The organism is Pseudonocardia adelaidensis (genome assembly GCF_039543345.1).
In the GTDB taxonomy this organism is placed as follows: Bacteria; Actinomycetota; Actinomycetes; order Mycobacteriales; family Pseudonocardiaceae; genus Pseudonocardia; species Pseudonocardia adelaidensis.
Genome location: NZ_BAABJO010000010.1, coordinates 195,167 through 221,683, shown reverse-complemented (window position 1 = coordinate 221,683; position 26,517 = coordinate 195,167). Strand labels below are relative to the sequence as shown.

General features: G+C 73.5%; 29 protein-coding genes. 15 read left to right on the top strand and 14 right to left on the bottom strand.

Annotated elements, in window-relative coordinates; all coding sequences use genetic code 11:
- Nucleotides 1–11: 11 nt before the first annotated feature.
- The 4 genes from ABEA81_RS16050 to ABEA81_RS16035 all read left to right on the top strand — a co-directional run bounded on the left by ABEA81_RS16050 (nucleotide 12) and on the right by ABEA81_RS16035 (nucleotide 4,553).
- Entirely contained in the window at nucleotides 12–1,424 is a 1,413-nt protein-coding gene (locus ABEA81_RS16050; RefSeq protein WP_345605886.1) for a threonine/serine exporter family protein, read from the top strand.
- Nucleotides 1,425–1,528: 104 nt separating this feature from the next.
- Nucleotides 1,529–2,956: an alpha,alpha-trehalose-phosphate synthase (UDP-forming) gene (locus ABEA81_RS16045; RefSeq protein ID WP_345605885.1), complete on the top strand. Its 1,428-nt coding sequence runs from the start codon at nucleotides 1,529–1,531 to the stop codon at nucleotides 2,954–2,956.
- Nucleotides 2,953–3,711 carry a trehalose-phosphatase gene (gene otsB, locus ABEA81_RS16040; RefSeq protein ID WP_345605884.1) on the top strand — a complete coding sequence of 253 codons (759 nt, stop codon included), beginning with the start codon at nucleotides 2,953–2,955 and terminating at the stop codon, nucleotides 3,709–3,711. The genes ABEA81_RS16045 and otsB overlap by 4 nt, the downstream gene beginning before the upstream one ends.
- Before the next feature lie 284 nt (nucleotides 3,712–3,995).
- On the top strand, nucleotides 3,996–4,553 hold the full coding sequence (locus ABEA81_RS16035) for a TetR/AcrR family transcriptional regulator (RefSeq protein WP_345605883.1): 558 nt from the start codon (nucleotides 3,996–3,998) through the stop codon (nucleotides 4,551–4,553).
- A 7-nt stretch (nucleotides 4,554–4,560) separates the two neighbouring features.
- On the opposite strand, the gene ABEA81_RS16030 is transcribed toward ABEA81_RS16035, so the two are convergent.
- Nucleotides 4,561–5,664: a LacI family DNA-binding transcriptional regulator gene (locus ABEA81_RS16030; protein ID WP_345605882.1), complete on the bottom strand. Its 1,104-nt coding sequence runs from the start codon at nucleotides 5,662–5,664 to the stop codon at nucleotides 4,561–4,563.
- 133 nt (nucleotides 5,665–5,797) lie between these two features.
- On the opposite strand from ABEA81_RS16030, the gene ABEA81_RS16025 reads away from it, so the two are divergent.
- The 3 genes from ABEA81_RS16025 to ABEA81_RS16015 are packed head-to-tail and all read left to right on the top strand — an operon-like array spanning nucleotide 5,798 to nucleotide 8,442.
- A complete protein-coding gene (locus ABEA81_RS16025; protein WP_345605881.1) occupies nucleotides 5,798–6,754 on the top strand; it encodes a metal ABC transporter solute-binding protein, Zn/Mn family in 957 nt (318 codons plus the stop codon).
- Nucleotides 6,755–6,757: 3 nt separating this feature from the next.
- On the top strand, nucleotides 6,758–7,603 hold the full coding sequence (locus ABEA81_RS16020; protein ID WP_345605880.1) for a metal ABC transporter ATP-binding protein: 846 nt from the start codon (nucleotides 6,758–6,760) through the stop codon (nucleotides 7,601–7,603).
- Nucleotides 7,600–8,442, top strand: a complete 843-nt coding sequence (locus tag ABEA81_RS16015; RefSeq protein WP_345605879.1) for a metal ABC transporter permease — start codon at nucleotides 7,600–7,602, stop codon at nucleotides 8,440–8,442. The genes ABEA81_RS16020 and ABEA81_RS16015 overlap by 4 nt, the downstream gene beginning before the upstream one ends.
- A gap of 1 nt (nucleotide 8,443) precedes the next feature.
- Here ABEA81_RS16015 and rlmB read toward each other — a convergent pair whose 3' ends face one another.
- Together rlmB and cysS are read right to left on the bottom strand one after the other, a co-directional pair.
- Nucleotides 8,444–9,424 carry a 23S rRNA (guanosine(2251)-2'-O)-methyltransferase RlmB gene (rlmB, locus tag ABEA81_RS16010; RefSeq protein WP_345605878.1) on the bottom strand — a complete coding sequence of 327 codons (981 nt, stop codon included), beginning with the start codon at nucleotides 9,422–9,424 and terminating at the stop codon, nucleotides 8,444–8,446.
- Nucleotides 9,425–9,427: 3 nt separating this feature from the next.
- Nucleotides 9,428–10,819 carry a cysteine--tRNA ligase gene (gene cysS / locus ABEA81_RS16005; protein WP_345605877.1) on the bottom strand — a complete coding sequence of 464 codons (1,392 nt, stop codon included), beginning with the start codon at nucleotides 10,817–10,819 and terminating at the stop codon, nucleotides 9,428–9,430.
- 93 nt (nucleotides 10,820–10,912) lie between these two features.
- On the opposite strand from cysS, the gene ABEA81_RS16000 reads away from it, so the two are divergent.
- A complete protein-coding gene (locus tag ABEA81_RS16000) occupies nucleotides 10,913–11,332 on the top strand; it encodes a VOC family protein (RefSeq protein WP_345605876.1) in 420 nt (139 codons plus the stop codon).
- A gap of 17 nt (nucleotides 11,333–11,349) precedes the next feature.
- On the opposite strand, the gene ispF is transcribed toward ABEA81_RS16000, so the two are convergent.
- The 3 genes from ispF to ABEA81_RS15985 are packed head-to-tail and all read right to left on the bottom strand — an operon-like array spanning nucleotide 11,350 to nucleotide 13,006.
- Nucleotides 11,350–11,817, bottom strand: a complete 468-nt coding sequence (gene ispF / locus ABEA81_RS15995; protein ID WP_345605875.1) for a 2-C-methyl-D-erythritol 2,4-cyclodiphosphate synthase — start codon at nucleotides 11,815–11,817, stop codon at nucleotides 11,350–11,352.
- The gene (locus ABEA81_RS15990; protein ID WP_345605874.1) at nucleotides 11,814–12,479 is read right to left on the bottom strand and encodes an IspD/TarI family cytidylyltransferase; all 666 of its coding nucleotides are present in this window, start codon (nucleotides 12,477–12,479) and stop codon (nucleotides 11,814–11,816) included. Before ABEA81_RS15990 ends, ispF begins: the two co-directional genes overlap by 4 nt.
- Nucleotides 12,480–12,514: 35 nt before the next feature.
- Nucleotides 12,515–13,006: a CarD family transcriptional regulator gene (locus ABEA81_RS15985; protein ID WP_075953662.1), complete on the bottom strand. Its 492-nt coding sequence runs from the start codon at nucleotides 13,004–13,006 to the stop codon at nucleotides 12,515–12,517.
- Nucleotides 13,007–13,303: 297 nt separating this feature from the next.
- On the opposite strand from ABEA81_RS15985, the gene ABEA81_RS15980 reads away from it, so the two are divergent.
- Both ABEA81_RS15980 and radA read left to right on the top strand, forming a co-directional pair.
- Nucleotides 13,304–14,005: a copper chaperone PCu(A)C gene (locus ABEA81_RS15980; protein WP_345605873.1), complete on the top strand. Its 702-nt coding sequence runs from the start codon at nucleotides 13,304–13,306 to the stop codon at nucleotides 14,003–14,005.
- Between the two features lie 4 nt (nucleotides 14,006–14,009).
- The gene (gene radA, locus ABEA81_RS15975) at nucleotides 14,010–15,377 is read left to right on the top strand and encodes a DNA repair protein RadA (protein ID WP_345605872.1); all 1,368 of its coding nucleotides are present in this window, start codon (nucleotides 14,010–14,012) and stop codon (nucleotides 15,375–15,377) included.
- An 11-nt stretch (nucleotides 15,378–15,388) separates the two neighbouring features.
- Here the strand turns inward: radA and ABEA81_RS15970 are convergent, their stop codons facing one another.
- Nucleotides 15,389–15,766, bottom strand: a complete 378-nt coding sequence (locus ABEA81_RS15970) for a DUF4232 domain-containing protein (protein ID WP_345605871.1) — start codon at nucleotides 15,764–15,766, stop codon at nucleotides 15,389–15,391.
- Between the two features lie 7 nt (nucleotides 15,767–15,773).
- Here ABEA81_RS15970 and ABEA81_RS15965 point away from each other — a divergent pair, with 7 nt between their 5' ends.
- The 3 genes from ABEA81_RS15965 (at nucleotide 15,774) to ABEA81_RS15955 (ending at nucleotide 17,755) form a co-directional block, all read left to right on the top strand.
- Nucleotides 15,774–16,247: a hypothetical protein gene (locus tag ABEA81_RS15965; protein ID WP_345605870.1), complete on the top strand. Its 474-nt coding sequence runs from the start codon at nucleotides 15,774–15,776 to the stop codon at nucleotides 16,245–16,247.
- Nucleotides 16,248–16,434: 187 nt separating this feature from the next.
- The gene (locus ABEA81_RS15960) at nucleotides 16,435–17,295 is read left to right on the top strand and encodes an A/G-specific adenine glycosylase (protein ID WP_345605942.1); all 861 of its coding nucleotides are present in this window, start codon (nucleotides 16,435–16,437) and stop codon (nucleotides 17,293–17,295) included.
- A 1-nt stretch (nucleotide 17,296) separates the two neighbouring features.
- Entirely contained in the window at nucleotides 17,297–17,755 is a 459-nt protein-coding gene (locus ABEA81_RS15955) for a 2'-5' RNA ligase family protein (RefSeq protein ID WP_345605869.1), read from the top strand.
- 28 nt (nucleotides 17,756–17,783) lie between these two features.
- Here ABEA81_RS15955 and ABEA81_RS15950 read toward each other — a convergent pair whose 3' ends face one another.
- The 3 genes from ABEA81_RS15950 to ABEA81_RS15940 are packed head-to-tail and all read right to left on the bottom strand — an operon-like array spanning nucleotide 17,784 to nucleotide 19,604.
- Nucleotides 17,784–18,278, bottom strand: coding sequence for a peptide deformylase (locus ABEA81_RS15950; protein ID WP_345605868.1), 495 nt, complete (start codon nucleotides 18,276–18,278; stop codon nucleotides 17,784–17,786).
- The gene (locus ABEA81_RS15945) at nucleotides 18,275–18,817 is read right to left on the bottom strand and encodes a PadR family transcriptional regulator (protein WP_345605867.1); all 543 of its coding nucleotides are present in this window, start codon (nucleotides 18,815–18,817) and stop codon (nucleotides 18,275–18,277) included. The genes ABEA81_RS15950 and ABEA81_RS15945 overlap by 4 nt, the downstream gene beginning before the upstream one ends.
- 16 nt (nucleotides 18,818–18,833) lie before the next feature.
- Nucleotides 18,834–19,604, bottom strand: coding sequence for an alpha/beta fold hydrolase (locus ABEA81_RS15940; RefSeq protein WP_425570572.1), 771 nt, complete (start codon nucleotides 19,602–19,604; stop codon nucleotides 18,834–18,836).
- Nucleotides 19,605–19,623: 19 nt separating this feature from the next.
- On the opposite strand from ABEA81_RS15940, the gene ABEA81_RS15935 reads away from it, so the two are divergent.
- The gene (locus ABEA81_RS15935; RefSeq protein ID WP_345605866.1) at nucleotides 19,624–19,935 is read left to right on the top strand and encodes an antibiotic biosynthesis monooxygenase family protein; all 312 of its coding nucleotides are present in this window, start codon (nucleotides 19,624–19,626) and stop codon (nucleotides 19,933–19,935) included.
- Complete coding sequence (locus tag ABEA81_RS15930; protein WP_425570576.1) at nucleotides 19,932–20,762, top strand: SIR2 family NAD-dependent protein deacylase; 831 nt, start codon at nucleotides 19,932–19,934, stop codon at nucleotides 20,760–20,762. The genes ABEA81_RS15935 and ABEA81_RS15930 overlap by 4 nt, the downstream gene beginning before the upstream one ends.
- A 196-nt stretch (nucleotides 20,763–20,958) precedes the next feature.
- Here ABEA81_RS15930 and ABEA81_RS15925 read toward each other — a convergent pair whose 3' ends face one another.
- From ABEA81_RS15925 to ABEA81_RS15910, 4 genes are all read right to left on the bottom strand, one after another.
- Entirely contained in the window at nucleotides 20,959–22,284 is a 1,326-nt protein-coding gene (locus tag ABEA81_RS15925) for an amino acid permease (protein ID WP_425570570.1), read from the bottom strand.
- Nucleotides 22,285–22,457: 173 nt separating this feature from the next.
- On the bottom strand, nucleotides 22,458–25,004 hold the full coding sequence (locus ABEA81_RS15920) for an ATP-dependent Clp protease ATP-binding subunit (RefSeq protein WP_345605864.1): 2,547 nt from the start codon (nucleotides 25,002–25,004) through the stop codon (nucleotides 22,458–22,460).
- Between the two features lie 249 nt (nucleotides 25,005–25,253).
- The gene (locus tag ABEA81_RS15915) at nucleotides 25,254–26,057 is read right to left on the bottom strand and encodes a siderophore-interacting protein (RefSeq protein ID WP_345605863.1); all 804 of its coding nucleotides are present in this window, start codon (nucleotides 26,055–26,057) and stop codon (nucleotides 25,254–25,256) included.
- A gap of 68 nt (nucleotides 26,058–26,125) precedes the next feature.
- Nucleotides 26,126–26,470: a histone-like nucleoid-structuring protein Lsr2 gene (locus ABEA81_RS15910; RefSeq protein ID WP_147256970.1), complete on the bottom strand. Its 345-nt coding sequence runs from the start codon at nucleotides 26,468–26,470 to the stop codon at nucleotides 26,126–26,128.
- Nucleotides 26,471–26,517 lie beyond the last annotated feature (47 nt).

The window sequence follows — 26,517 nt, the reverse complement described above, 5'->3', positions numbered from 1 at the left end:
GGCGGGGCCGGATGACGCCGGGCGAGCGGTTCACCCGGAGGGTCCGCAGCGCGCTCCGCCGCGAGGCGCACGGGCTGCTGCACGCCGGCCCGCCCACGGTGCAGCTGATGCGGCCGCTCGGCCCGCGGGTGCCGGACGACGCGCGGGTGCAGCAGGTGCTCGACCTCTGCATGCGAGTGGGCGAGGTGCTGCTCTCCAGCGGCGAGAGCGTGGACGAGACCTCGCAGACGATGTTGCGGCTGGCGGCGACGGCCGGTCTGTCCGCAGTGGACGTCGACATCACGTTCAGCTCGATCACCATGTCCTGCCACCGGGGGATGGCGGCGGCGCCGGTCACGTCCATGCGGCTGGTCCACTACCGCGCGCTCGACCTGACGCGGCTGGAGGAGGTCGCCCGGATCGTCGAGCGGGTGGAGCGGGCCGAGCTGGACGTCGAGGGCGCGTCCGCCGCGCTCTCCGAGGCGGTCAGCGCGCCGCACCCGTACCCGCGGTGGGTCGCCACCGCCGGGTGGGCGGGGCTCGCCGGGTCCATTGCGCTGCTCCTCGGCGCGGCACCGGTCACCGCGTTGGCCGCGTTCCTCGTGACGGGGCTCATCGACCGGCTCGGGCGGCTGCTGAACCGGTGGGGCTTGCCCGCGTTCTTCCGGCAGGTGGTCGGCGGGCTGATCGGCACGGGCGCCACGCTCATGCTGTTCGCCGCCGGTGTGATCCCGCCGGGCACCCGACCATCCCTGGTGGTCGCGGCGAGCATCACGGTGTTGCTCTCGGGGCTGTCGGTCGTCAGCACCGTGCAGGACGCGATCTCGAGCTACTACGTCACGTCGGCGGGCCGGGTGGCCGAGATCGCGCTGCTCTCCGCGGGCCTCCTCACCGGCGTCGTGCTCGCGCTGAAGATCGGGTTCACGTTCGGGATCGTGCTCGAGGTGGCCGGCGAGCTGCCCACCAGCGCGGGCCGGTTCAGCCTGTCCGTGCTGGCGGCCGCCCTGGCCGCGGCGTCGTTCTCCCTGGCCGGGTACGCCCGGTGGCGCCCGCTGCTCGCCGCCGGCCTCGCGGGCGCGGCCGGGTGGGGCACCTACGGCGCGCTCACCCAGCTCCTCGGCATCGGCGTGGTGGCGGCCACCGGCGCGGCGGCGGTCGTGGTGGGGCTCGCCACCGGCCTGCTGCGCCGCGGCGGGGGCATCTCGCCGCTGGTGGTCACGCTCGCCGGAATCACCCCGTTGCTGCCGGGCTTCACGGCGTACCGCGGCTTCTACCAGCTCGCCGTGGAAGGTCTCGCCGACGGCCTGGTCACCGTGACGATCGCACTGGGCATCGGGCTGGCGCTCGCGGCGGGCGTCGCGTTCGGTGACTTCGTGGCCCGGCCGCGCCGCCCACCCGACCCCGTTGTGACGGAATCGGCACCCACGGAGCCGGACCGGCAGTAGGCTCGAGTCCTCAGTGCACGGCCTCGCTGCGCTCGGCCGGCGCTTCGCGAAGCGCTGTGACATTGCTCCGTTCGCTAGGTCGCTCAGGTCGCACGAGGAGGAACATGCCGTCCGGCACCGCACAGTCCGCCGAGTTCGTGGTCGTAGCCAACCGCTTACCGGTCGACCTGGAGAAGCTGCCCGACGGCGGCCGGCGCTGGAAGCGCAGCCCGGGAGGTCTCGTCACGGCCCTCGAACCGATGCTGCGCAGCCGCGACGGCGCGTGGGTCGGCTGGCCGGGGCTTCCGGATGCCGACGTCGAGCCCCTGGTCGAGGACGGCCTGCAGCTGCACCCGGTGAAGCTCACCGCGCAGGAGGTCGAGGAGTACTACGAGGGTTTCTCGAACGGCACCCTCTGGCCGCTCTACCACGACGTGGTGGCCCCGCCGGCGTTCCACCGGCACTGGTGGCAGGCCTACGTGCGGGTCAACCAGCGCTTCGCCGAGGTCGTGGCGCAGGTCGCAGCGAAGGGCGCCACGGTCTGGGTGCAGGACTACCAGCTCCAGCTGCTGCCGGCGGCGCTGCGCGAGCTGCGCCCCGACCTGCGGATCGGGTTCTTCCTGCACATCCCGTTCCCACCCACCGAGCTGTTCATGCAGCTGCCGTGGCGCAGGCGGATCGTCGAGGGTCTCCTCGGGGCCGACCTCGTCGGCTTCCACACCCCCGGCGGTGCCCGCAACTTCCGCTGGCTCGCCACGCGGCTCGCCGGCGCGGCCCCCGGCCACGGGCGCACCGAGGTCGTGGTCGGCAACCGCCCCGTCAAGCTCGGGGCGTTCCCGATCTCGATCGACTCCGCCAACCTCGACCGCATGTCGCGCAGCCCCGGCGTGCTGGAGCGGGCCAAGCAGATCCGCTCCGACCTCGGCGACCCGGAGCGCGTCATCCTCGGTGTCGACCGGCTCGACTACACCAAGGGCATCGACGTCCGGCTGCAGGCGTTCGAGGAGCTGCTCGCCGAGGGCCGGGTCATCGCCGACGACACCGTCATGGTCCAGCTCGCCACCCCGAGCCGGGAGCGGGTGGAGCACTACCAGCGGATGCGCAGCGACATCGAGCAGGCCGTCGGCCGCATCAACGGCGAGTACTCGCGCGTCGGGCACCCCGCCGTGCACTACCTGCACCAGTCGCTGCCCAGGGAGGAGCTGGTCGCGTTCTTCGTGGCGGCCGACGTCATGCTCGTCACTCCGCTGCGCGACGGGATGAACCTCGTCGCCAAGGAGTACGTCGCGTGCCGGCACGACAACGGCGGTGTGCTGGTGCTCTCGGAGTTCGCGGGCGCCGCCATCGAGCTCAAGGACGCGCTGCTGGTCAACCCGCACGACACCGACGGCGTCAAGAACGCGCTCCACGCCGCCCTCACCCTCGACCCGGCCGAAGGGCGCAGGCGGATGCGGGCCCTGCGCAGGCAGGTCCTGGGGCACGACGTCGACCGCTGGGCCCGCACGTTCCTCGACGCGCTCGGGCTCCCGCCCGCCGGGAGCTCCTCGTCATGACCGACCTCGACGCGGCCGTGCGGGCACTCGCCCGGGCGCCTCGACTGCTCGTCGCCCTCGACTTCGACGGGGTCCTCGCCCCGATCGTCTCCGTGCCGTCGGATGCCCGGCCGCTGCCGGACAGCGCGGCGGCGCTCGAGGAGCTGGCGACGCTGCCCGACACCACGGTGGCGCTGCTGTCCGGGCGCGGCCGGGCCGACCTGGCCGCCGTGTCCGGCTTCGGCGACCCGATCCGGCTGATCGGCAGCCACGGCAGCGAGTTCGACGACGGCGCCTCCCTCCTCGACGACGAGCAGCGTGCGCGCCTCGAGCAGCTGACCGCCGAGCTGCGAGGGCTCGTCGACGGCGAACCGGGGGTCACCCTGGAGCGCAAGCCGGCGGGGGTGGCCGTGCACGTCCGGAACGCGCCGCCCGACGTGGGCACCCGCGTGCTCGACGCCGTGCGCGCGGGCCCTGCCACGTGGGACGGGGTGGAGGCCACGCCGGGCAAGGCCGTGCTCGACCTGTCCGTCGCGAAGATGGACAAGGGCGCCGCGCTCGACCTGCTCCGGGAGCGGGTGGCGGCCGACGCGGTGCTGTTCGCGGGCGACGACGTCACCGACGAGACGGCGTTCTCCCGGCTGCGGCCCGACGACGTCGGCGTGAAGGTGGGCCCCGGCGACACGGCCGCCCGGCACCGGGTGGACGCGCCACCGGACGTCACCACGTTGCTGCGGCAGCTGGTCGAGACCCGCCGGCACGGCCGCGAGGCGTGATCAGGCGGGGTCGGCGGCCAGGCGCTGGTCGGCCTCTCCCCATGCGATCGGGAGGGCCGCGGCGGGAGCGGTCCAGAACCGGAACGTCGACGTCGCCATCACCGCTCGCCGGATCCCCGCACGCGGAACCGGGAGGCCATGACGACCACCTCGCTCGCGGGGGCGGCCTGGGAGACGGGGATCCAGGGCAGTGTCGGCATGGCAGGCTCCTTCGGTCTTGACATGCCAAAATGGACGCCCGAGGCCTATCTTGTCAATGTCAAGACTTGGGGTAGGGTGTGGAGATGCCCTACCACCACGGCGACCTCCGCCGCGCCTTGCTCGACACCGCGCTCGAGGCCGTCGGGGAACAGGGCCCGGCGGCGCTCAGCCTGCGCGACGTCGCGCGCCGCGCCGGGGTCTCCCACGCCGCTCCGACCCACCACTTCCGCGACAAGACCGCCCTGCTCACCGCCCTCGCGGCCGAGGGATGGGCGCTGCTCGCCGACTCCCTGCGCGACGCCGCGGCGGACGGCGACTTCGCCGAGCTGGGGGTGGCCTACGTGGTGTTCGCCACGTCCCACCCGGCCCACTTCGCGGTGATGCGGGCCCCCGGGCTCGCCCGTGCGGACGACCCCGAGCTGGAGGCTGCCATGGGGCAGGCGCGCGAGCAGCTGGAATCGGGCGTGCGGCGCTTCGAGGACGGCAGCACGCGCGACGCGGCCACCACGGCGCTCGCCGCGTGGTCGCTCGTGCACGGCCTGGCCGCCCTCGTCCTCGAGGGCGCCGTGCCACTGAAGCCGGACGCCGACGTGGCGGAGCTGGCCCGGGCGGTGACCTCCCGCCTCCACCCACCGACCTGATCCGGCCTCACCAACCGGAGAAGAAGCGCTCCTCGACGCGCGGGCGGCCACTCGTCGCGCCGACGACCAGCTCCGTGGGCAGGGTCACCCGGCGCGGCCGGTTGCGGTCGCCGCGCTCCAGGAGCAGTTCGCCCGCCACCCGCCCCTTCTCCAGCACGGGCTGGCGGACGGTGGTGAGCCCGGCCCGCTCGGCCTCGGGCACGCCGTCGAAGCCGCTGATCGTGAGCTGGTCGGGCACCGCCAGCCCCCGATCCGCCGCGTGCCGCAGCGCACCCAGCGCGAGGATGTCGGACGTGCAGATCAGGGCGGTGACGTCGGGGTGGGCGGCGAGCAGCGCCGCGGCCGCGTCCTGGCCTGCGTCGACGCTGTGCTCGAACCGCTCGTGCACGGGTACGTCGGCCCAGTCGACGCCCACCTCGGCGAGCCCGTCCCGGATACCGGCGAGCCGGTCGCGCTGCACGGGATAGGTGGCGTTCGCCTGCCGCTCGGGGCTGACCGGACCGTCGTTGTGCCCGGCCGCGAGGCGCATGCACAGCACCCCGACGCGCCGGTGGCCGAGGCCGGTGAGGTGCCGCGTGAGCGCGAGCATGCCCGCTCGGTCGTCGACACCGACCCGGTCGACACCCTCGACCCCCATCGGCTGGTCGCACACGACGGTGGGCAGCGGGCGTTCGAGCACGGCGAGGAAGTGCGGGTCGTCCTCCCGCACCGAGTAGACGACGAACCCGTCGACGCCCGCCTGGTGCACCGCCGTGACGTCCGCCTGCTCGGGGCTCACCGGCACCAACAGCAGCCCCTGCCCCGCCTGCTCGCACGCCAGCGCGAGCCCTTCGAGGAACCCGGTGGCCGCGGGGTCGCGGAATGCGTACGACAGCGCTTCGGTGAGCAGCAGGCCGACCGCGCCCGCCTTGCGGGTGCGCAGAGAGCGTGCGACCGGGTCCGGCCCCGGGTAGCCGAGGCGTCGCGCCGCCTCCAGCACGCGGGCCCGCAGGGGCGCGGAGAGCTGGTCAGGACGGTTGTAGGCGTTCGAGACCGTGGTCCGCGACACGCCGAGCTCGGCAGCCAACGAGGCGAGAGTCGCGGGACGGCGGACGTTGGGAGGCCCTGCCATCGTCGAACCGTAACGGTTCAGACACGCGACGGGAAAGCCGTGTGACACGGCCCTCCGAACCGGCGACACCCGAACGGCTACAGTGAATCGACAACGGTTATCACTTCGACTCGATCTCGGGAGTGCACCCGCCATGCCGTTCCGCCGCGCAGCAGTCGCCGCGATCGCCGTGCTCACCGTCGCGGGCTGCGGCTCCGGCGCCGAAGCACCCGCCGCTCCACCCGCCGGAGACTCCACGGTGCCGGTCGTCGCCTCCACGAACGTCTACGGCAGCATCGTCGCGGCCGTCGGCGGCGACCGGGTCAGCGTCGACTCGCTGATCGACGATCCCGCCGCCGACCCCCACTCGTACGAGAGCACGCCCGCCGACGCGGCGGCCGTGGCCAAGGCCCGGCTCGTGGTCGTGAACGGCGGCGGCTACGACGACTTCCTCACGCAGCTCGTCCAGAGCTCGGGCACGACCGCGACCGTGGTCGACGTGGCGGCCGTGTCCGGCCTGGCGCCCGCCGAGGAGGAGCACTCCGAGGGGGAGGCGCACGAGCACGGCGAGTTCAACGAGCACTTCTGGTACAGCCTGCCCACCGTGCAGAAGGTCGCAACGCAGATCGCCGCCGATCTCGGCGCCGCCGACCCGGCCGACGCCGCCGAGTTCACGGCCAACGCGAACGCCTTCAACGCCCGCGTGGGCGAGCTGATCACCCGCGCCGAGGCCATCGGCAAGGCGCAGCCGGGTGTTCGGGTCGCCGTCACCGAGCCGGTGCCGGGCTACCTCGTGCAGACCGCGGGGCTCACCGACGCCACCCCGCCGGAGTTCACCGAGGCGATCGAGGAGGACACCGACCCGCCCGCCGCCGTGCTGCAGGAGACGCTCGCCCTGTTCTCCGGTGACCCGGTGCGCGCGCTCATCCTCAACGCGCAGACCGAGACCCCCAGCACCGACCAGGTGCGGGACGCGGCGCAGACTGCAGGGGTGCCCGTTGTCGAGATGAGCGAGACCCTCCCCGATGGCGCGAGCGACTACGCCGGCTGGATGGGAGGCCAGATCGACGCCCTCTCCGGCGCCCTCGGCGTGACACCGTCGGGGAGCTGACCCGTGGCCGCCCCTCCCAGCACACCTCCGGACGTCCCGACGCTGCCCGTCACCGCGCCCGCGGTGTCGCTGCGCGGTGCGCGCGTCAGCTTCGGCGAGCGCACGCTGTGGGAGGGGCTCGACCTCGACGTCGCGCCGGGTGAGTTCGTGACGGTGCTCGGCCCCAACGGCTCGGGCAAGACCACGCTCGTGCGCGTGCTCCTCGGCCTGCTCCCGCTGACGGCGGGCGAGGTGCGGATCGCGGGCCGCCCGCCGCGCCGGGGGAGCCCGAGCATCGGTTACGTCCCGCAGCAGAAGGCCCTCGACCCCGACCTGCCCCTGCGCGGGCGCGACCTCGTCGGGCTCGGCCTCGACGGCCACCGCTTCGGCATCGGGTTCCGGGGTCGCCGGGAACGGCGGGAACGCGTGGACGCCGCGCTCGCCGCCGTCGGTGGCACCGCGTACGCGGACGCGCCCGTCGGCAGGCTCTCCGGCGGGGAGCAGCAACGGCTGCGGGTGGCGCAGGCCCTCGTCGGTGGCCCGGACGTGCTGCTGTGCGACGAGCCGCTGCTCTCGCTCGACCTGTCCCACCAGCGGACGGTCACCCGGCTCATCGACGAGCGGCGCCGGGCGGCCGGCACCGCCGTCCTGTTCGTCACGCACGAGATCAACCCGGTTCTCCCGTTGGTCGACCGCGTGCTCTACCTCGTGAACGGCCGGTTCCGGATCGGCCCGCCGGAGGAGGTCATGACGTCCGAGGTGCTGTCGGAGCTCTACCGCACGCGGGTGGACGTGCTGCGGGTGCACGGGCGGCTGGTGGTCGTCGGGGCCGAGGACCACGGCGAACACTGCCACGAGGAGTCGGCGTGAGCACGCTCATATCGTTCGACGGCCTCGGCGGCCTGCTGGCGCTCCCGTTCGTGCAGGCGGCGTTCCTCGCATGCGGCGTGCTGGGGCTGGTGGCGGGCACGCTGGCGCCGCTGATCGTCTCCCGGGGCATGTCCTTCGCGGTGCACGGCACGGCGGAGCTGTCGTTCACCGGCGGGGCGGCCGCCCTGCTCACCGGGGTCGGTGTGCAGTTCGGCGCCATCGCGGGCGCCGTGGTCGCCGGGCTGGTGTTCGGCGTGCTCGGCCTGCGTCAACGCGAGCGGGACTCCGTGATCGGGGTGGTGCTCGCGTTCGGTCTCGGGCTCGGCGTGCTCATGCTCGCGCTCTACCCCGGCCGCGCGTCGAACAAGTTCGGGCTCCTCACCGGTTCCGTCGTGGCCGTCGACACGACCAACATCGCCGTGCTCGGCGTCGTCGCGGTGCTCGTGGTGGGCGCGCTCGCCGTGCTCTACCGACCGCTGCTCTTCGCCAGCGCCGACCCGGACGTCGCACTCGCCCGCGGCGTGCCGGTGCGCGTGCTGTCGCTGGTCTTCGCCGTGCTGGTCGGGCTCACCACGGCGCTCGCGGTGCCGATCGTCGGGGCGATCCTCGTGCTCACGGTGATGATCACGCCGGGCGCCGCGGCCGCGCGCGTGACGGCCAACCCGGTGGTGGCGACGGTCCTCGCGGTCCTCTTCGCCGAGACGGCCCTGCTCGGCGGGATCCTGCTCTCCCTCGCCCCTGGCCTGCCGATCTCCGGCTACGTGGCGGCGATCGCCTTCCTCATCTACGTCGGGTGCAGGCTCGTGGGCCGCACGCGCCGAGCCGTCGTCACCGCCTGAATCAGCTGCGGCGGACGCGCCGCTGGCGGGCCACCTCGGCGAGCACGACGCCCGCGGCCACGGAGGCGTTCAGCGACTCGACCTGCCCGGCCAGCGGGATCGACACCGTGACGTCACAGGTCTGCTTGACCAGCCGGGACAAGCCCTTGCCCTCCGAGCCGACCACCAGGACGAGCGGGTCGGTGGCCAGCTCGAAGTCGTCGAGCGAGACCGAACCCTCGGCGTCGAGACCGGCGATCATGAAGCCGGCCGTGGCGTACTCGCGCAGCGTGCGGGTGAGGTTGGTGGCGCGCGCCACCGGCACCCGGGCGGCCGTGCCGGCCGAGGTGCGCCACGCGACGGCCGTCATGCCTGCGGCCCGCCGCTGCGGCACGACCACCCCGTGTCCGCCGAACGCCCCGACCGAGCGCACCACGGCCCCGAGGTTGCGCGGGTCGGTGACCCCGTCGAGCGCGACGATCAGCCCCGGGTCCGGCGACTCGCTCGCCACCTCGAGCAGCTCGTCGGGATGCGCGTAGGAGTACGGCGGCACCTGCAGCGCGACGCCCTGGTGCAGCGCCCCGCCGGTGATCCGGACGAGGTCGCCCCGCGGGACCTCGAGGATCGAGATGCCGCGATCGGCCGCGAGCTGGACGGCCTCGGCCACGCGGTCGTCGGCGTTCGTGCCGAGCGCGACGTGCAGCGCCGTGGCCGGCACCCCGGCGCGCAGGCACTCCACCACGGGGTTGCGGCCGAGCACGGTCTCCGGCGTCTCGCCGTCGCCGGGCCTGCGCCGGTCGGCGCCGCGCCCGCCCTGCTTGGTCTTGGCGCCCGCCGCCCGGGCAGCGCGCCGGGCGGCCGGGTGTCCCGGCCGCATCTCGGCAGGCGGCGTGGGGCCCTTGCCCTGCAGCGCCCGGCGGCGTTGGCCGCCGGAGCCGACGACCATCCCCTTCTTGGTGCCTTCCTTGCGCATCGCACCGCGGCGCTTGGAGTTGCCTGCCATGTTCTACGAATCCTTCAACGACCAGGTCGGGCCGTCGGGGGAGTCCTCCACGGCGATCCCGGCGGCGGTGAGTCGGTTGCGCACGTCGTCGGCCGCGGCGAAGTCGCGGCGGGCGCGGGCCTCCTGGCGCTGGACGAGGAGGTCCTCGACGAGCGCCGCGAGCGCGCCGGTGGCCGTGTCGGCCGAGCGGTCGTCCTCGACCCAGTGCGGGTCGAGCGGGTCGAGCCCGAGCAGCCCGGTCATCGCCCGAACGGAGCCGGCCGCGGCGAGCGCCGAAGGCCGGTCGCCGCCGTCGAGCGCGGCGTTGCCCACGCGGACGGCACCGTGGATGGCGGCGAGCGCGGCCGGGGTGCCGAGGTCGTCGTCCATCGCGGCGGTGAACTCCCGCGGCACGGCACCCGGCCCTGGCGTCCCCACCCGCTCCCGCACCCGGTGCACGAACGACTCGATGCGCCGGTACGCGGCCACCGCCTCCTGCAGCGCGGCGTCGGAGTACTCGATCGACGAACGGTAGTGCGGTCCGACCAGGTAGTAGCGCAGCTCCACGGCCCGCACGCGCTGCAGCAGGGCCTCGATCGACAGCGTGTTGCCCAGTGACTTGGACATCTTCTCGCCGCCCATGGTGACCCAGGCGTTGTGCAGCCAGTACCGGGCGAACGGATCGCCCGCGGCATTGGACTGCGCGCGCTCGTTCTCGTGGTGCGGGAACACCAGGTCGAGCCCGCCGCCGTGGATGTCGAACGAGGGGCCGAGGTAGAAGGTCGCCATCGCCGAGCACTCGAGGTGCCAGCCGGGGCGACCGCGGCCCCATGGCGTGGGCCAGGACGGCTCCCCCGGCTTGGCGGCCTTCCACAGCGTGAAGTCCTGCGGGTCGCGCTTCGCGCCGATGTCGCCCTCGCCCTGCGCGACGTCGTCCACCTTCTGGTGCGACAGGTCGCCGTACGAGGGGAACGAGCGCACCGCGAAGTACACATCACCGCCGGCCGCGTAGGCGTTGCCCCGCTCGACAAGCCGGTCGATCAGCTCGACCATCTGCGTGATGTGCCCGGTGGCCCGCGGCTCCGCCGACGGTGGGAGGCAGCCGAGCGCGTCGTAGGCGGCCGAGAACGCCCGCTCGTGGGTGGCGGCCCACTCCCACCACGGACGCCCGGCCTCCGCGGACTTGCGGAGGATCTTGTCGTCGATGTCGGTGACGTTGCGAACCAGCGCGACGTCCAGCCCGCCGTGGGCGAGCCAGCGGCGGAGGACGTCGTAGTTCAGGCCGGAACGCACGTGCCCGATGTGCGGCAGACCCTGCACGGTGGCCCCACACACGTACATCGACGCAGCCCCGGCCCGCAGCGGGACGAAGTCCCGCTGCATCCTCGTGGCGGTGTCGTGCAGGCGAAGGCTCACGACACCAGGGTACGGAGCCGGTGTGGCGTGCATCGCGCCCGGTGTTCCGTTTCGTCCACGACGGGCGTCGGGCACCCCGCCACCATGGTGGGCATGAGTCATATCACGGCCCTCCACCCCCGCCTCGTCGTCGAGGGCGCCGACGCCGCGCTCGACTTCTACGCCCGTGCGCTCGGCGGCACCGTCACCGAACGCTTCGCCCTCCCCGACGGCCGCGTCGTGCACTCGATGGTGGAGGCGGGCCCGATCCGCTTCGCCGTCAAGGACGCGGGCGACGGCGATCCGGCACCCACGGGCGACGGCGTGCCGGTGATCATGTCGCTCGACGTGTCCGACGCGGATGCCGTGGCCGAGCGCATGCTCGGGGGCGGCGCGACGGTGATCTTCCCCCTCGCCGACCACGGCTACGGGGACTACGCCGGCCGCCTGCGCGACCCGTTCGGGCACCAGTGGATGATCAGCCAGCGGATCGAGGACCTCACGCCCGAGCAGATCCAGGAACGGGTGGGCTGATCACCGTCCGCGCGGGTTCAGGGGCCAGGCACCAGCAGGGCCGTCGCGATCGCGGCGATGCCCTCACCGCGGCCGGTGAGCCCGAGGCCGTCCGTCGTGGTGCCGGAGACCGACACCGGGCCGCCGACCGCCTCCGACAGCACCCGCTGGGCCTCCGCGCGGCGCGTGCCGATCTTCGGCCGGTTGCCGATCACCTGCACCGCGGCGTTGCCGACCCGCCACCCCTCTGCGCTCACGAGGCGGCGCACCTCGGCGAGCAGGGCCTGACCGCTCGCGCCCGCCCACTCCGGCCGCCCGGTGCCGAAGACCGCCCCGACGTCACCGAGGCCCGCGGCCGAGAGCAGCGCGTCGCACAGCGCGTGTGCGGCGACGTCGCCGTCGGAGTGACCCGCGCACCCGTCCACACCGTCCCAGAGCAGACCGGCGATCCAGCACTCCCGGCCCGGCGTCACCGGGTGGACGTCCGTGCCGATCCCGACCCTCACAGCCGGATCCTCCCGTCCGCGATCAGCTCGGCGAGCTCCAGGTCCCACGCGCTCCGCACGGCGAACGCCGCCGGGTGCCCGGCGACCGTCCCCACGTCGCCGCCGGCTGCGGCGACCCGGCGGATCGCGGCCAGCGGGTTCTCGAAGGCGTCGGGCGGGAGCGCCCCGGCCCGCACCGCGACCGGGGTCTGCAGGACGCGCAGGGCCGTGCGGTCGGGGGTGCCGATGACCGCGCCGCGGTCGTCCACCGACTTCACCGTGTCGGTGAGGGGCAGGATGGGTACCGCGATGCCGTGCCCGCCGCGAACCGCCCCGACCACGGCCGTGGCGAGCTCTGCGGGGGCCAGCGGCCGGCAGGCGTCGTGCAGCACCACGATGTCGTCGCCACTCGCCGTGACGAGGTCGTCACTTCCCGCGCCGTCCCGTCGTTGCACGGTGTGTGCCCCGATACGGTGCAACGCCTCAGGCGATCGCACGTCGACGGGCGCGCTCGCGCAGACGCGATCGATCTCTGGGCGCAACGCGTCGGCCGCCACGACGATGACGCGGTCGACCAGCGCGCTCCTCAGCAGGGCGCGCACCGCCCGAACGACCATCGGGACGTCGGCGACCGGTGTGAGGGCGCGCGAGGACCCGGCTACGACCACCGCGACGACGTGCACCTGGCGGCCGTCGGAGAGAGGCAGAGCTACCGCGCTCAGGCGGTGGCGGTGGCCAGCACCTCGTCGAGCAGGACCTCGGCCCGCTCCTCGTCGGTGCCCTCGGCGAGCGCCAGCTCGCTCACGAGGATCTGCCGGGCCTTCGCCAGCATGCGCTTCTCGCCCGCGGACAGGCCGCGGTCCTTCTCGCGCCGCCACAGGTCGCGGACGACCTCGGCCACCTTGTTCACATCACCCGATGCGAGCTTCTCGAGGTTGGCCTTGTACCGGCGCGACCAGTTGGTGGGCTCCTCGGTGTGCGGGGCGCGGAGCACCTCGAACACCCGATCCAGACCTTCCTGGCCCACCACGTCACGGACGCCGACGACCTCGGCGTTCTCCGCGGGAACACGCACCGTGAGATCACCCTGCGCGACCTTCAGGACGAGATACTTGCGCTCCTCGCCCTTGATCGTCCGAGTCTCGATGGCCTCGATGAGAGCGGCACCGTGGTGCGGGTAGACGACGGTCTCTCCGACCTTGAAAACCATGTGTCCTCTGCCCCTTTCGCTGCCTCCAGGTTAACACGCCCGAACCTGGGTTCGCTCGCCGGTGTGCACCGTCGTCGCAGGTCAGGGGATTGACAACGGCGACGAAACGTGCAGGTGCGCGTGCAGCGGACCGAGCGAGGGGACCGCGACCAGCACTGCTACCGGTGGCGTTAGGCTTTCCCCCGGTCGCACCCGCGACCACCCGAGCGATCACCGCGGGCACACGACGCCCGCACCCGTCGCGGCGCCGCCCCCCGCTCGGCGCGGTGCCCGGCATTCAGGAAGGACGTCACGCTGGTGAGCGACCCCCGCCGCAACCGAGCACAACTCGTCATCGGCGCCCTGATCGCGGCCGTCGCGGTCGCGGGCTGCGGCGCCGGGCAGATCACGCAGACCAGCCGCCAGGTCGCCGCCGTCGAGGGTGCGACCGCCACAGCGGGCGAGATCGCCATCCGGAACGCGACCGTCGAGTTCGACGGGCCCGCCGAGGATGCAGTGGTCCACCCCGTCGGTGGCAACGCGCCGCTGCAGATGGTCATCGTCAACACGGGTGCCGAGCTCGACCGCCTCGTGGCCGCGAGCAGCCCGGTGGCCTCGTCGGTGCAGATCAGCGGTGTCCTGCGGATCCCGGGCGGGCAGGCGCTCACGATCAAGGGTGCCCCGGCGGCGGTGGCACCGGCCCCGCTGCCCGCGGAGGGCGCACCGGCGGCCGCGCCGGGCGAGGCACAGGCCACCGGCGCGCCGGCGGCACCCGCCACGCCTGCTGCCACGCCCGCGCCCACCACACCCGCGCCCACCACACCGGAACCCCCCGCCGCGGCGCCGGCGCCCGAGGGCGGCACCGGGACCGGCAGCATCGTGCTCACCGGGCTGCGCGAGGACGTCCAGGCCGGGCTCACCTACCCGCTCGTCCTCACCTTCGAGCGCGCCGGAGAGGTGCGCTTCGACGTGCCGGTCGCCAACCCGGACTCGCTGCGCGAGGACGCGGCGCACCAGTAACGGCGTGCCCGGACGAACCCGCACGGCCCGCAGCGGCTACCGCTGCGCGGAGTGCGGGCACCAGGCCGCCCAGTGGGTCGGCCGCTGCCCCGCTTGCCAGGCGTGGGGCACGCTCGAGGAGACCGCTCCGGTCGCCGCACCGCGCGTCCGGCAGCGCGTCGCCGCGGGGGCGCCGAGCGCACCCGCCCGCCGGATCGCCGATGTGGCGCTCGACTCGGCACGCGCCCGGCCCACGGGAGTCTCGGAGCTGGACCGGGTGCTGGGCGGCGGCCTCGTGCCGGGCGCCGTCGTCCTGCTGGCAGGTGAGCCGGGCGTCGGCAAGTCGACGCTGCTGCTCGAGGTCGCGTCGCAGGCGGCCCGGTCCGGGCGTGTGCTGTATGTCACGGGTGAGGAGTCGGCGGGCCAGGTGCGCCTGCGCGCCGACCGCACCGGCGCCGTGCACGACGAGCTGTACCTCGCCGCCGAGTCCGACCTGGGCGCGATCGTCGGCCACATCGACGAGCTGCGCCCCGCCCTGCTGATCGTCGACTCCGTGCAGACGATGTCCACCGGCGACGCGGACGGCGCCCCCGGCGGGGTCACCCAGACCCGCGCCGTCACGGTGGCACTCACCGCGCTCGCCAAGGAGCGCGGGCTTCCCGTGCTGCTCGTGGGGCACGTCACGAAGGACGGCGGCATCGCGGGCCCGCGGGTGCTGGAGCACGTCGTCGACGTCGTGCTCGCGTTCGAGGGCGACAAGCACTCCACCCTGCGCATGGTGCGCGGTGTCAAGAACCGGTTCGGCCCCGCCGACGAGGTGGGCTGCTTCGAGATGCGTGACGCCGGGATCGTCGGCATGCCGGACCCGTCGGGGCTCTTCCTGGCCCGCTTCGGCGGTCCCCCCGTGCCGGGCACCGCTGTGACGGTGGTGATGGACGGCCGCAGGCCGCTGCCCGCCGAGCTGCAGGCGCTCGTGACGGGCAAGGACATCCCCAGCCCGCGCCGCGCCGTCAGCGGCCTCGACAGCGCCCGCGTCGCGATGCTGCTCGCCGTGCTCGAGAAGCGGGCGGGCGTGCGGCTGCACGACGCCGAGGTCTACGCGGCCACCGTCGGCGGGATGCGCGTGGTCGAGCCGGCCGCCGACCTCGCGCTCGCGCTGGCCATCACCTCGGCCCGCCGGGACGTGGCGCTCCCGACCGACGTCGTGGTGCTCGGCGAGCTCGGCCTCGCGGGCGAGGTGCGCCGGGTGACGGGCGTGGACCGCAGACTGGCCGAGGCCGCCCGGTTGGGCTTCACCCACGCCCTCGTCCCGCCGGACAGCGGCAGCGCCCCGGCGGGCATGCGGCTCACGGAGGTGCGCGACGTGGGCGTGGTCCTGGACGCGATCCGCTGAGGTGCGCGGAGTCAGGGAACCCGGACGAACTGCGTCGGCGGGCTGATCACGTCGTCCACCCGCGTCAGCAGGCGGTACTCGCCGGCCGGCACCATCTCGCGCTTCGCCGGACACCCCGGTTCCGACGTGCGGCCGGCCCAGCGGACGGTGGACGCCACCGGCTCACCCGGCGCGAGCGTGCGCGGGTCAGCCCCCTTCGCCGAGGAGCAGTCGTTGCTCGACCACAGCCGCCTGCTGCCGTCGGCGCTCCAGACGACGATCTCCTGACGCACCGGGTCGAGGTCGCGCACGCAGGGCTGCGTCGAGTTGTTGGTGACGACGAGCCGGAGCAGCATGCGCTCGCCGACGCGGTGCTCGGTGCCCTCCACCTCGGCCCTCACGTCGAGCATCTCGTTCGTGCACGGCACCGGATCGGCCGGTGGCGCCGACGCCGGCGGCAACGGGGGCGGCGATGTCGGTGGCGATGTCGGTGGCAATGTCGGTGGCGACGTGGCCGGCGACGTCGGCACCGGTGTCGGTTCCGTGGCCGGCGCCGTCGTGGGGGTCTGTTCGGGCACGAGCACCTCGCTGCCGGCCGCGGCCAAGGGCTCGGTCCCGGTCGTGGAGGGGCTCGCGGGCGTGGACCCCACCGCCCCCGGCCACGGCCCGGCGGAGGGCTGCGCTGTGGCGGGGGGAGTTGCGGAGGGCAGCGCAGCGAAGGGCGGCGCGGCCGGGGGCGGGGAGGCCTCCTGGGGAGCGGACACGGCGGCACGGCTGGCGGCGCGGGCGGTGTCGGGCTCGTCGGGCGCGGCAGCGGCCGCGATTCCCCAGGCGAGCAGCACGATCACCGCGGTCGCGGAGGCGATGGCGACCCAACGCCGTCTCCAGTAGACGGTCGCGGGTAGCGGACCCACCGGCTCCCACATATCACGCAGGGTATAGCGCCAACTACCACGAGTTGTGAACGTGGGGGTGGTACGGCGCGTCGCGACGCGCCGGGAAGCACCCGAGCGGCGGTCGATCATTCGGGCTGGTGCGACCCGCGCGCGGGGCGGTGGCACGATCGTCAGCCGTGTCGATGGCCGAACTCGTGCTCGACTGGTACCCCGCCGCCGCGCGCGACCTGCCGTGGCGCCGCCGGGGCACCACACCATGGGGCGTGCTCGTGAGCGAGTTCATGCTGCAGCAGACGCCGGTCGCGCGCGTCGAGCCGATCTGGACGCAGTGGATGGCGCGCTGGCCCACCCCATCGGCCATGGCCGCGGCATCGCGCGCCGATGTGCTGCGGGCATGGGGGAAGCTCGGCTATCCCCGCCGCGCGCTGCGCCTGCACGAGGCGGCAGGCGTGATCGCGAGCCGCCACGGCGACACCGTCCCGTCCGACGTCGAGGCCCTCGAAGCGCTGCCGGGGGTCGGCGCGTACACGGCGCGGGCGGTGGCGGCGTTCGGCTACGGGCGGCGCTGCCCGGTGGTCGACACCAACGTCCGCCGCGTCGTCGCCCGCGCGGTGCACGGTCGCGGGGACGCAGGCCCGGCGCGCACCACGGCCGACCTGGCCGACGTCGACGCTCTGCTGCCGCCCGGCGACCGCTCCGCCGCCGTGGTCTCGGCCGGCCTGATGGAGCTGGGCGCCGTGGTGTGCACGGCGCGTTCCCCCCGCTGTGGCGTCTGCCCGGTGCGGGAGGAGTGCGCCTGGCGGGCCGCGGGCCGCCCCGAGTACACCGGTCCGCGCCGGCCGGTCCAGGGCTTCGCCGGTACCGACCGCCAGGTCCGCGGCCGGCTCCTCGACGTCCTGCGCGCCGCGGACGGGCCCGTGGAGCGCGCCGCCCTCGACGCCGCATGGGACGACGCACCCCAGCGCGACCGCTGCCTCGACTCGCTGCTCGTCGACGGGCTCGCCGAGCAGCTCGACGACGGCCGATTCGCGCTTCCCGCCTGAGATGGCGAGGACCGTTCGCTTCCGCCTCGACGACGCCGCGTGCGCCGAGCTCACCGCGTTGCGCTCGCGGCTGGCCGCCCACGGGATCGCGACGCCAGCCGAGCCGCCGTCGGTGATCGCCGCCGCGGCCGGGACGATCCCGCCGGTCGCACAGGAGGCGCTGGCCGCCGAGTTGCGGCTGATCGCGCTGCCCTCGATCTGGTTGGTGACGCTCGGCACCGTGGCCGGGCGGCCGGACGAGCTCGTGCTCGCCGCCGTCGTCGACGCCGAGCTGCTCGCCGTGCACGGTGCGGTCCACGACGCGCTGGCCGGGCGGGTGCGCTCCCCGGTCGCCGCCTACCTGCCCGGCACCTGGCTGCCGCACTGCGTGCTGGCCACCGAGCGCCCCGCCGATGCGTTCGCGCTTCTGCACCCGGTGCCGACGGTCCGCGCCCGCGTCGCGGCGGTCGACGCGGGCTGATCTCCCCACCCCGGGGCGGCACCGTCGATCACGGCCCGGCGAGCCCCGCCTCCCGCAGCCGCCGCATCGCCGCGCGGCGGCGCTCCCCGGTCAGCGCGTCGATGTACAGCTCCCCGCGCAGGTGGTCGGTCTCGTGCTGGAGGCAACGGGCGAGCTCGCCGGTGCCCTCCACCGCGACCGGCCGCCCGAACGCGTCGACGCCCTCCACGCGCGCGTACGCCGCCCGCAGCCGCGGCGCGTGGACCCCCGGCACCGAGAGGCACGCCTCCTCGCCGTCGTACTCGCCGTCGGTGGCCACGAGGCGCGGGTTGACGACGTAGCCGCGCGCCCCCTCGACGTCGTAGGAGAATGCGGCCAGCGACACCCCGATCTGGTTGGCCGCGAGCCCGGCGCGCCCGGGCAGCGAGACGGTGTCCATCAGGTCGGTGACCAGCGCAGCCAGCCCGTCGTCGAAGGCCGTGACCGGCGCGCACGGCGTGCGCAGGACCGGATCGCCGATCAGCCGCAGCTCCCGCACCGTCACGCCGCACCCCGCTTCCCGAGCTGGTCGAGCACCAGCCCGTGCCATTCCAGCTCGGCCCGCAGCCGCAGCCGCGCGTGCTCGAGCACGAGGTCGTCGGCCGGGGTCTGGTCCGGCCAGCGGCGGTCGGCGAGGCGGTCGAGCCGGGACAGCCGCGCCGTGAGGTCGCGGACGCGGTCCTCCAGGTGGCCGCGCAGGGTCGCCTCGTCCACGTCCGACGCCGTGGCGAGCGCGAGGTCGACCGGGTCGGGCGGGAAGCGGACCTCCTCGAACGCTTCCGCCTGCAGCGCGGCGAGCTCGCGGCGGCCCTCGTCGGTGATCTCGTAGACCGTGCGTGCTGGCAGCCGACCCTCCTGCTCGGTGCGCAACGCCCGCACCAGGCCCTCGTCCTCCAGGCGGTGCAGCGCCCCGTAGAGCGAGCCGGGGCGCACGTCCGACCACAGCTCCGCGCGGTCGATCCTGGCGTCGCGGCGGATCTGGTGGCCGTACATCGCCCCGCGCTTGGCGAGCGCGCTCAGCACGAAGAGCCTGGTCGGGTTCACGCCCTCAGTGAACCACTCACATATGAGTAGTCAGAAACGACTGCACGAGCGGCCGGAACTCCGGACGGGCATGCACCAGGTGGCCGGTGCCGGGCACGCGGACGTGCGTCGCAGCCGGCATGCGGGCCGCCATCAGCGCCATCTGCCCCTCCGGCACCACGCTTTCCTCCGCCTCGACGAGAAGTGCCGGGCACCGGACGGACGCCACCGCCGGCCAGTGGTCGCGCTCGGCCCAGTCCGCCGCGATCGCCGTGGCGTGCTCCATGCGCGCCAGCAGGTGGTAGCCGTCGGGCCGCTCCTCGACGCACTCGGTCATGTACTCGCCGAACTCGGCGCGCGGATGCCCGAACGCCCGCCGCACGGCCGCGAGCGACGGGAACGGCTGCGGGACCGCCCCGAACCACGCCCGCGCGTCCGCGGCGCTGCGGCCCCGGAAGTCCACGCCCATGTCCTCCACCACGAGCGCCCGCACCAGCTCGGGGCGGCGGGCCGCGGCCACCAGCCCGTGCAGGCCGCCCATCGAGTGCCCGACCACGACCGCGGGCCCGAGCTCGGCCAGCACGCAGGCGACGTCGGCGGCCATCCGCTCCGTGGTCCACGGCCCGCGCGCCCCCGAGCGGCCGTGCCCGCGCGCGTCCACGCCGACGACCCGGCCGTGCTGCACCAGCCACCCGGCGACCGCCCGCCAGGTGCTCGCCCGCCCCATCAGGCCGTGCAGCAGCAGGATCGGGGGGCCCGAGCCGCCGAACTCGGTGACGGCGAGCTCGACCCCGTCGGAGGCCCGCACGAGGATTAGCCTAGGCCCCATGGCCGTCGTGAAGATCAACGCGATCGAGGTGCCCGAGGGCGCAGGTCCCGAGCTGGAGAGGCGGTTCGCCAGCCGGCTGCACGCCGTGGACGGCCAGCCGGGCTTCCTGTCGTTCGAACTGCTACGCCCGGTGTCCGGCGACAACCGCTACTTCGTCGTCACGCACTGGGAGGACGACGAGTCGTTCCAGGCGTGGATGAAGGGCGCGGGCATGCAGGCCCACTCCGGCGAACGGGCGCGGCCGGTGGGCACCGGGTCGTCGCTGCTGGAGTTCGAGGTCGTCCAGCAGTCGCGGGCGTCGGGATCCTGACCGGCGACGTCGAGCGCGCCGCCGAGCTGATCCGCGGCGCGGGTGCGCTGCTGGTGTGCGCCGGGGCCGGGATGGGTGTCGACTCCGGCCTGCCCGACTTCCGCGGACCGGAGGGCTTCTGGCGGGCCTACCCGCCCTACCGCGCTCTCGGGCTGCGGTTCGAGGAGCTCGCCGACCCGGTGCACTTCGCCGACGACCCGGAGCTCGCCTGGGGCTTCTACGGCCACCGGCTGGAGCTCTACCGGCGCACCGAGCCGCACGCCGGGTTCGCCGTGCTGTCCGGGTGGGCGAAGCGGTGGCCGACCCGGGTGTTCACGTCCAACGTCGACGGGCAGTTCCAGCGCGCAGGCTTCGCCGACGAGTCGGTGGCCGAGTGCCACGGGTCGATCCACGTGCTGCAGTGCACCGCGCACTGCGGCCGGCCGCCGTGGCCCGCCGACGACGTCGCGGTGGTGGTCGACCCGGAGACGATGCGCGCGCGGCCGCCCCTGCCCTCCTGCCCGTCCTGCGGGTCGCTCGCCCGGCCCAACATCTTGATGTTCGGCGATGCGGACTGGGTCCCGGACCGGTCGCTGCCGCAGCTGCGGGCGCACACCTCGTGGCGCCGGGAGCTGCGGGCCGCCGACGTCCCGCTCACCGTCGTGGAGATCGGCGCCGGGACCGCGGTTCCGACGGTGCGCCGCGAGGCGGAGCTCGCCAGCGCCGCCAGCGGCGCACTCGTGCGGATCAACCTCCGCGAGCCCGAGGTCCGCCACGGCCGCGGTGTCGGCCTGGCCGGGCCGGCCGCCGCCACCCTGACCGAACTCGCCGCCCACCTCATGGCCTGAACCGCGGGCCGGGCACCGGACCCGGTCCGGACCCGCTGCTGGTGACAAAATCAATGAGCGCCTGCTGAATTTGGTGCGTGTCCGAGGGAACGAAGCGTCGCAGGCGACCGCCGGGCAGGCCGTCCCGTGAGCGCTGAGAGGCACCCAGCCCGCGCGCATCGGCCGGCTGCCGAGCCCTCCCCGGGTGGGACCGCGCTCAGACCTGGACGTCCGTGGTCCGCTCCGAATGCCGTCGCGAGAGGACGACGCCGACCACCACGACCGCAGCGGCGATCAGAGCCGTCATCGCGAGGTCGAAGCGCGCCGACTCCCGGGTGGCCATGTAGATCAGCATCACCGGGATGAGGATGATGACCGCCCAGGTCAGGTACGGGTACGCCCACATGCGCACCGGCATGGCGACCCCCGCCTGCTCCAGCTTGCTGCGCATCCTGAGCTGCGACACGGCGATCACGAGGTAGACCAGCAGCGCGATCGCGCCCGATGTCGCGAGCAGCGCCGAGAACACCTCCTCCGGGAACACGTAGTTCGCGATCACCGCGAGGAAGCCGACCACCGTGGAGGCGAGCACGGCGACCCGCGGCACGCCGCTCACCGTCGTGCGCATCACGGCGGCCGGTGCGTCGCCCCGCCTCCCCAGCGAGTAGATCATGCGGGAGGCCGTGTAGAGCGACGAGTTCAGGCAGCTGGCGACGGCGACGAGCACCACGACGTCGACGATCGCCTTCGCCCCCGGGATCCCCATCGCCTCCAGCGCCGTCTGGTACGTCCCGGCCTCGGGCAGCCGCGGGTTGTTCCAGGGCACGAGCGCGACGACGAGCAGGATCGAGGCGAGGTAGAACACCGAGATCCGCCAGATCACCGAGCGGGTGGCGCTGCCGATCTGCTCCGCGGGGTGGGGTGACTCGGCTGCGGCGATCGTCACGATCTCGGTGCCCATGAAGCTGAACATCGTGACCAGCACCGCCGCGATGACCGCGCCGAAACCGTTCGGCAGGAACCCGCCCTGGTCGAACAGGTGCGACACACCGCTGGTCTCACTGCCGGGGAGCAGGCCGAACACCGCGAGCACGCCGAGCCCGATGAACCCGACGATCGCGACGACCTTGAGGAGCGCGAACCAGAACTCGAACTCGCCGTAGTTGCCGACGCTGAACAGGTTGGTCACCGTGAGCAGCACGGTGATCACCAGCGCCCACACCCACTGGTCGACGCCCGGCAGCCAGGAGTTGAGGATCTTCGCGGCCGCGGTGGCCTCCACCGGGATCACCAGCACCCAGAACCACCAGTAGAGCCACCCGACGCTGAAGCCCGCCCAGCGGCCGATCGCCCGCTCCGCGTAGGTGGAGAAGGAGCCCGAGTCGGGCTGCGCGGCGGCCATCTCGCCGAGCATCCGCATGACGAGCACCACGAGCAGGCCGGCGAGGGCGAACGAGATCAGGACGCCGGGACCCGCACTGGCGATCGCGCCCGCGGATCCGACGAACAGACCGGCACCGATCACGCCGGCGATGCTGATCATGGTGACGTGACGGTGCTTGAGACCGGCCCGGAGCTCGGTTCCCGACGTCGACACGCCGCGAATCACATCACACGAGCCGGTGAATCGTCCCATCGAAGTAATGGGCGAAAAAGACAAACGGCGCTTTCGCCGGCGAGATGCCGGCGAAAGCGCCGTCTGTTACGAGGCGGGTGTTACTCGTCGCCCTGGTTGGCCATGTCCACCGGCGGCGAGTCCGGCACCGTGACCGGCTTCGGCTCGCCACGGAAGACGAACTTCGCCTTGTCGTCGGCGGCGCGGGAGCCCTCGGCGGCGTCCGGGTCGAAGCCCTCGACGTCGACGACGACGATCTGGCCGGGCTCCACCTCGCCGAAGAGGATCTTCTCCGACAGCTGGTCCTCGATCTCGCGCTGGATGGTGCGGCGCAGCGGCCGTGCCCCCAGCACCGGGTCGAACCCGCGGCGGGCGAGCAGCTTCTTGGCGGTGGGCGTGAGCTCGATCGCCATGTCCTTGCTCGCCAGCTGCGCCTCGACGCGGCTGATCATGAGGTCGACCATCGTGATGATCTGGTCCTCGGTGAGCTGGTGGAAGACGATGATGTCGTCGATCCGGTTGAGGAACTCCGGCCGGAAGTGCTTCTTCAGCTCGTCCTCGACCTTGTTCTTCATCCGGTCGTAGTTCGACCTCTCGTCGTTGCTCTGGGCGAACCCGAGCCCGACCGCCTTCGAGATGTCCTGCGTGCCGAGGTTCGAGGTGAAGATGATCACGGTGTTCTTGAAGTCCACCGTGCGGCCCTGACCGTCGGTCAGGCGGCCGTCCTCCAGCACCTGCAGGAGGGTGTTGTAGACCTCCTGGTGCGCCTTCTCGATCTCGTCGAACAGCACCACCGAGAACGGCTTGCGCCGCACCTTCTCGGTGAGCTGGCCGCCCTCCTCGTAGCCCACGTACCCGGGAGGGGCACCGAAGAGCCGCGAGGCGGTGTAGCGGTCGTGGAACTCGCCCATGTCGATCTGGATGAGGGCGTCGTCCTCGCCGAACAGGAAGTTCGCCAGCGCCTTGGACAGCTCGGTCTTACCGACACCGGACGGGCCGGCGAAGATGAACGAGCCGGACGGGCGCTTCGGGTCCTTCAGGCCGGCCCGCGTGCGGCGGATCGCCTGCGACACCGACTTGACGGCCTCCTCCTGGCCGATGATCCGCTTGTGCAGCTCGTCCTCCATGCGGAGCAGACGTGTGGTCTCCTCCTCGGTGAGCTTGAACACCGGGATCCCGGTCCAGTTGGCGAGCACCTCGGCGATCTGCTCGTCGTCGACCTCCGCGACGACGTCCAGGTCACCGGACTTCCACTGCTTCTCCCGCTCGCCCTTCTGCGCGAGCAACTGCTTCTCCTGGTCGCGCAGGTGCGCGGCCCGCTCGAAGTCCTGCGCGTCGATCGCCGACTCCTTGTCGCGGCGGACGCCGGCGATCTTCTCGTCGAACTCGCGCAGGTCCGGCGGAGCGGTCATCCGGCGGATGCGCATCCGCGCGCCCGCCTCGTCGATCAGGTCGATCGCCTTGTCCGGCAGGAACCGGTCGGAGATGTAGCGGTCGGCCAGCGTGGCCGCGGCGACGAGCGCCGGGTCGGTGATGGTGACCCGGTGGTGCGCCTCGTACCGGTCGCGCAGGCCCTTGAGGATCTCGATGGTGTGCGTGACGCTCGGCTCGCCCACCTGGATCGGCTGGAAGCGGCGCTCCAGTGCCGGGTCCTTCTCGACGTACTTGCGGTACTCGTCGAGCGTGGTGGCGCCGATCGTCTGCAGCTCGCCGCGCGCCAGCATCGGCTTGAGGATCGACGCGGCGTCGATGGCGCCCTCCGCGGCGCCGGCGCCGACCAGCGTGTGGAGCTCGTCGATGAACAGGATGATGTCGCCCCGGGTGCGGATCTCCTTGAGCACCTTCTTCAGGCGCTCCTCGAAGTCACCGCGGTAGCGGGAGCCCGCGACCAGGGAGCCCAGGTCGAGCGTGTAGAGCTGCTTGTCCTTGAGCGTCTCGGGCACCTCGCCCTTGACGATGCCCTGGGCAAGGCCCTCGACGACGGCCGTCTTGCCGACGCCGGGCTCGCCGATCAGCACGGGGTTGTTCTTGGTCCTCCGGGAGAGGACCTGCATGACCCGCTCGATCTCCTTCTCCCGGCCGATGACCGGGTCCAGCTTGCCCTCGCGGGCCGACTGGGTGAGGTTGCGACCGAACTGGTCGAGGACGAGCGAGGAGCTCGGGGTGCCCTCGCCGCGGCCACCGGAGGTGCCCTCGGCGGGCTCCTTGCCCTGGTAGCCCGACAGCAGCTGCAGGACCTGCTGGCGGACCCGGTTCAGGTCGGCGCCCAGCTTGACCAGCACCTGCGCCGCGACACCCTCGCCCTCGCGGATCAGGCCGAGCAGGATGTGCTCGGTGCCGATGTAGTTGTGGCCGAGCTGCAGCGCCTCGCGCAGGGACAGCTCCAGCACCTTCTTGGCCCTCGGCGTGAACGGGATGTGCCCGCTGGGTGCCTGCTGGCCCTGGCCGATGATCTCCTCGACCTGCTGGCGGACACCCTCGAGCGCGATGCCGAGCGACTCCAGGGCCTTGGCCGCCACGCCCTCACCCTCGTGGATCAGGCCCAGGAGGATGTGCTCGGTGCCGATGTAGTTGTGGTTGAGCATCCGGGCCTCTTCTTGGGCCAGGACGACAACCCGCCTCGCTCGGTCGGTGAACCTCTCGAACATTTACGCTCCTAGCCTGCTGCGCATGCACCGGCGCACTCCTGCGCCGTGTACGCCCCGTGGCTACCACTGTATCGGCCCGGGGCCGGGGATCGCGCCTGTCGCACGTACCCGCCACAACGCGTTCGCGCGGGGCCGAATTCCGCCGGGCGCAGGACGCCCTGGTCAGGCGCATGTCGATCGACCGATCAGGGGATCCGACCGCCCGCCGCATCGCCGCGCCGACCTCACTGCCCGGCCCGGGCCGGACGCTCAGCGGCCGGGGGCCGCCGCCCGCTCCGCGGCCTTCTCGGCCTGCCAGCCGTCCTCGTCCACGCCGCGGCGCCAGTAGCCCGACACCGACAGCAGCTCGCGCGGCACGCCCCGCTCGTCGACGAGGTGCCTGCGCACGCCCCGCACGAACCCCGCCTCGCCGTGCACGAACGCGTGCACCCGGCCCGGCGGGAACTCCAGGCCGCGGACCGCGTCGAGCAGCTGGTCCAGCGCGTCGCGGCGCCGGTGCAGCCAGATCGTCCGCAGCGCGCCGGGGCAACGGAGCTGCTGCTGCTCCGCGGCGTCGGCGACCTCGAGGACGGCGACGACCGGCACGCCGTCCGGCACGCGCTCGCAGGCCGCGCCGATGGCCGGGAGCGCGCTCTCGTCGCCGACCATCAGGTGCCAGTCGGCCCCCGCATCCGGCGCATAGGCGCCGCCCGGCCCGGCCAGCCGCAGCACGTCGCCGGGGCGGGCCGCCGCCGCCCACGGCCCGGCGAGCCCGACGTCACCGTGGTGCACGAAGTCGATCGTCAGCTCGCCCGCGGCGTGGTCCAGCGCCCGCACCGTGTAGGTGCGCATGGCCGGCCACTGCTCCCGGGGGAACTCCGCCCGGATGACGTCCATGTCGAAGGGCTCGGGGTACCGGACACCGGGGCGCGGGAAGAGGATCTTGACGTAACGGTCCGTGTACGGCGTCTCGGGGAACGCGGAGAGCTGTTCGCCTCCGGCGACGACGCGGATCATGTGCGGTGTGAGCCGTTCGGTGCGGCGCACCTCCAGGCTGGTCGTCCTTCGCGCCACTGGGCCTCCTCGGGGATCGAGCCTGAGGCCAGCCTAACCACACATCGGCCCGGGCGCGGGCGGCCTGGTCAGTTCTCCTTGTGGTACGCCTCGAGCACCTCGGCCGGGATGCGCCCGCGGTCGGAGACCTTCATGCCACGCTTGCGCGCCCATTCCCGAATCGCCTGGTTCTGCTCCCGGTCGATCGAGGGCCGCCGCGCCGGGCCCGTGCCCGCGCCGCCGGAGCGGCTGCGCCGACCGCCCGACCGGCGAGCGGCCGCAACGTAGGACGCCAGCGCGTCGCGCAACTTGCCGGCATTCGCCTTCGACAGGTCGATCTCGTAGTTCTTGCCGTCGATACCGAACTCGATCGTCTCGTCGGCAGCCTCTCCGTCCAGGTCGTCGATCAGTCGGACCTCGCGGATCTGCGCCATCGCCGCAACCCTCCACACTTCGCACCAGCTTCTGACCGCGGCAATGG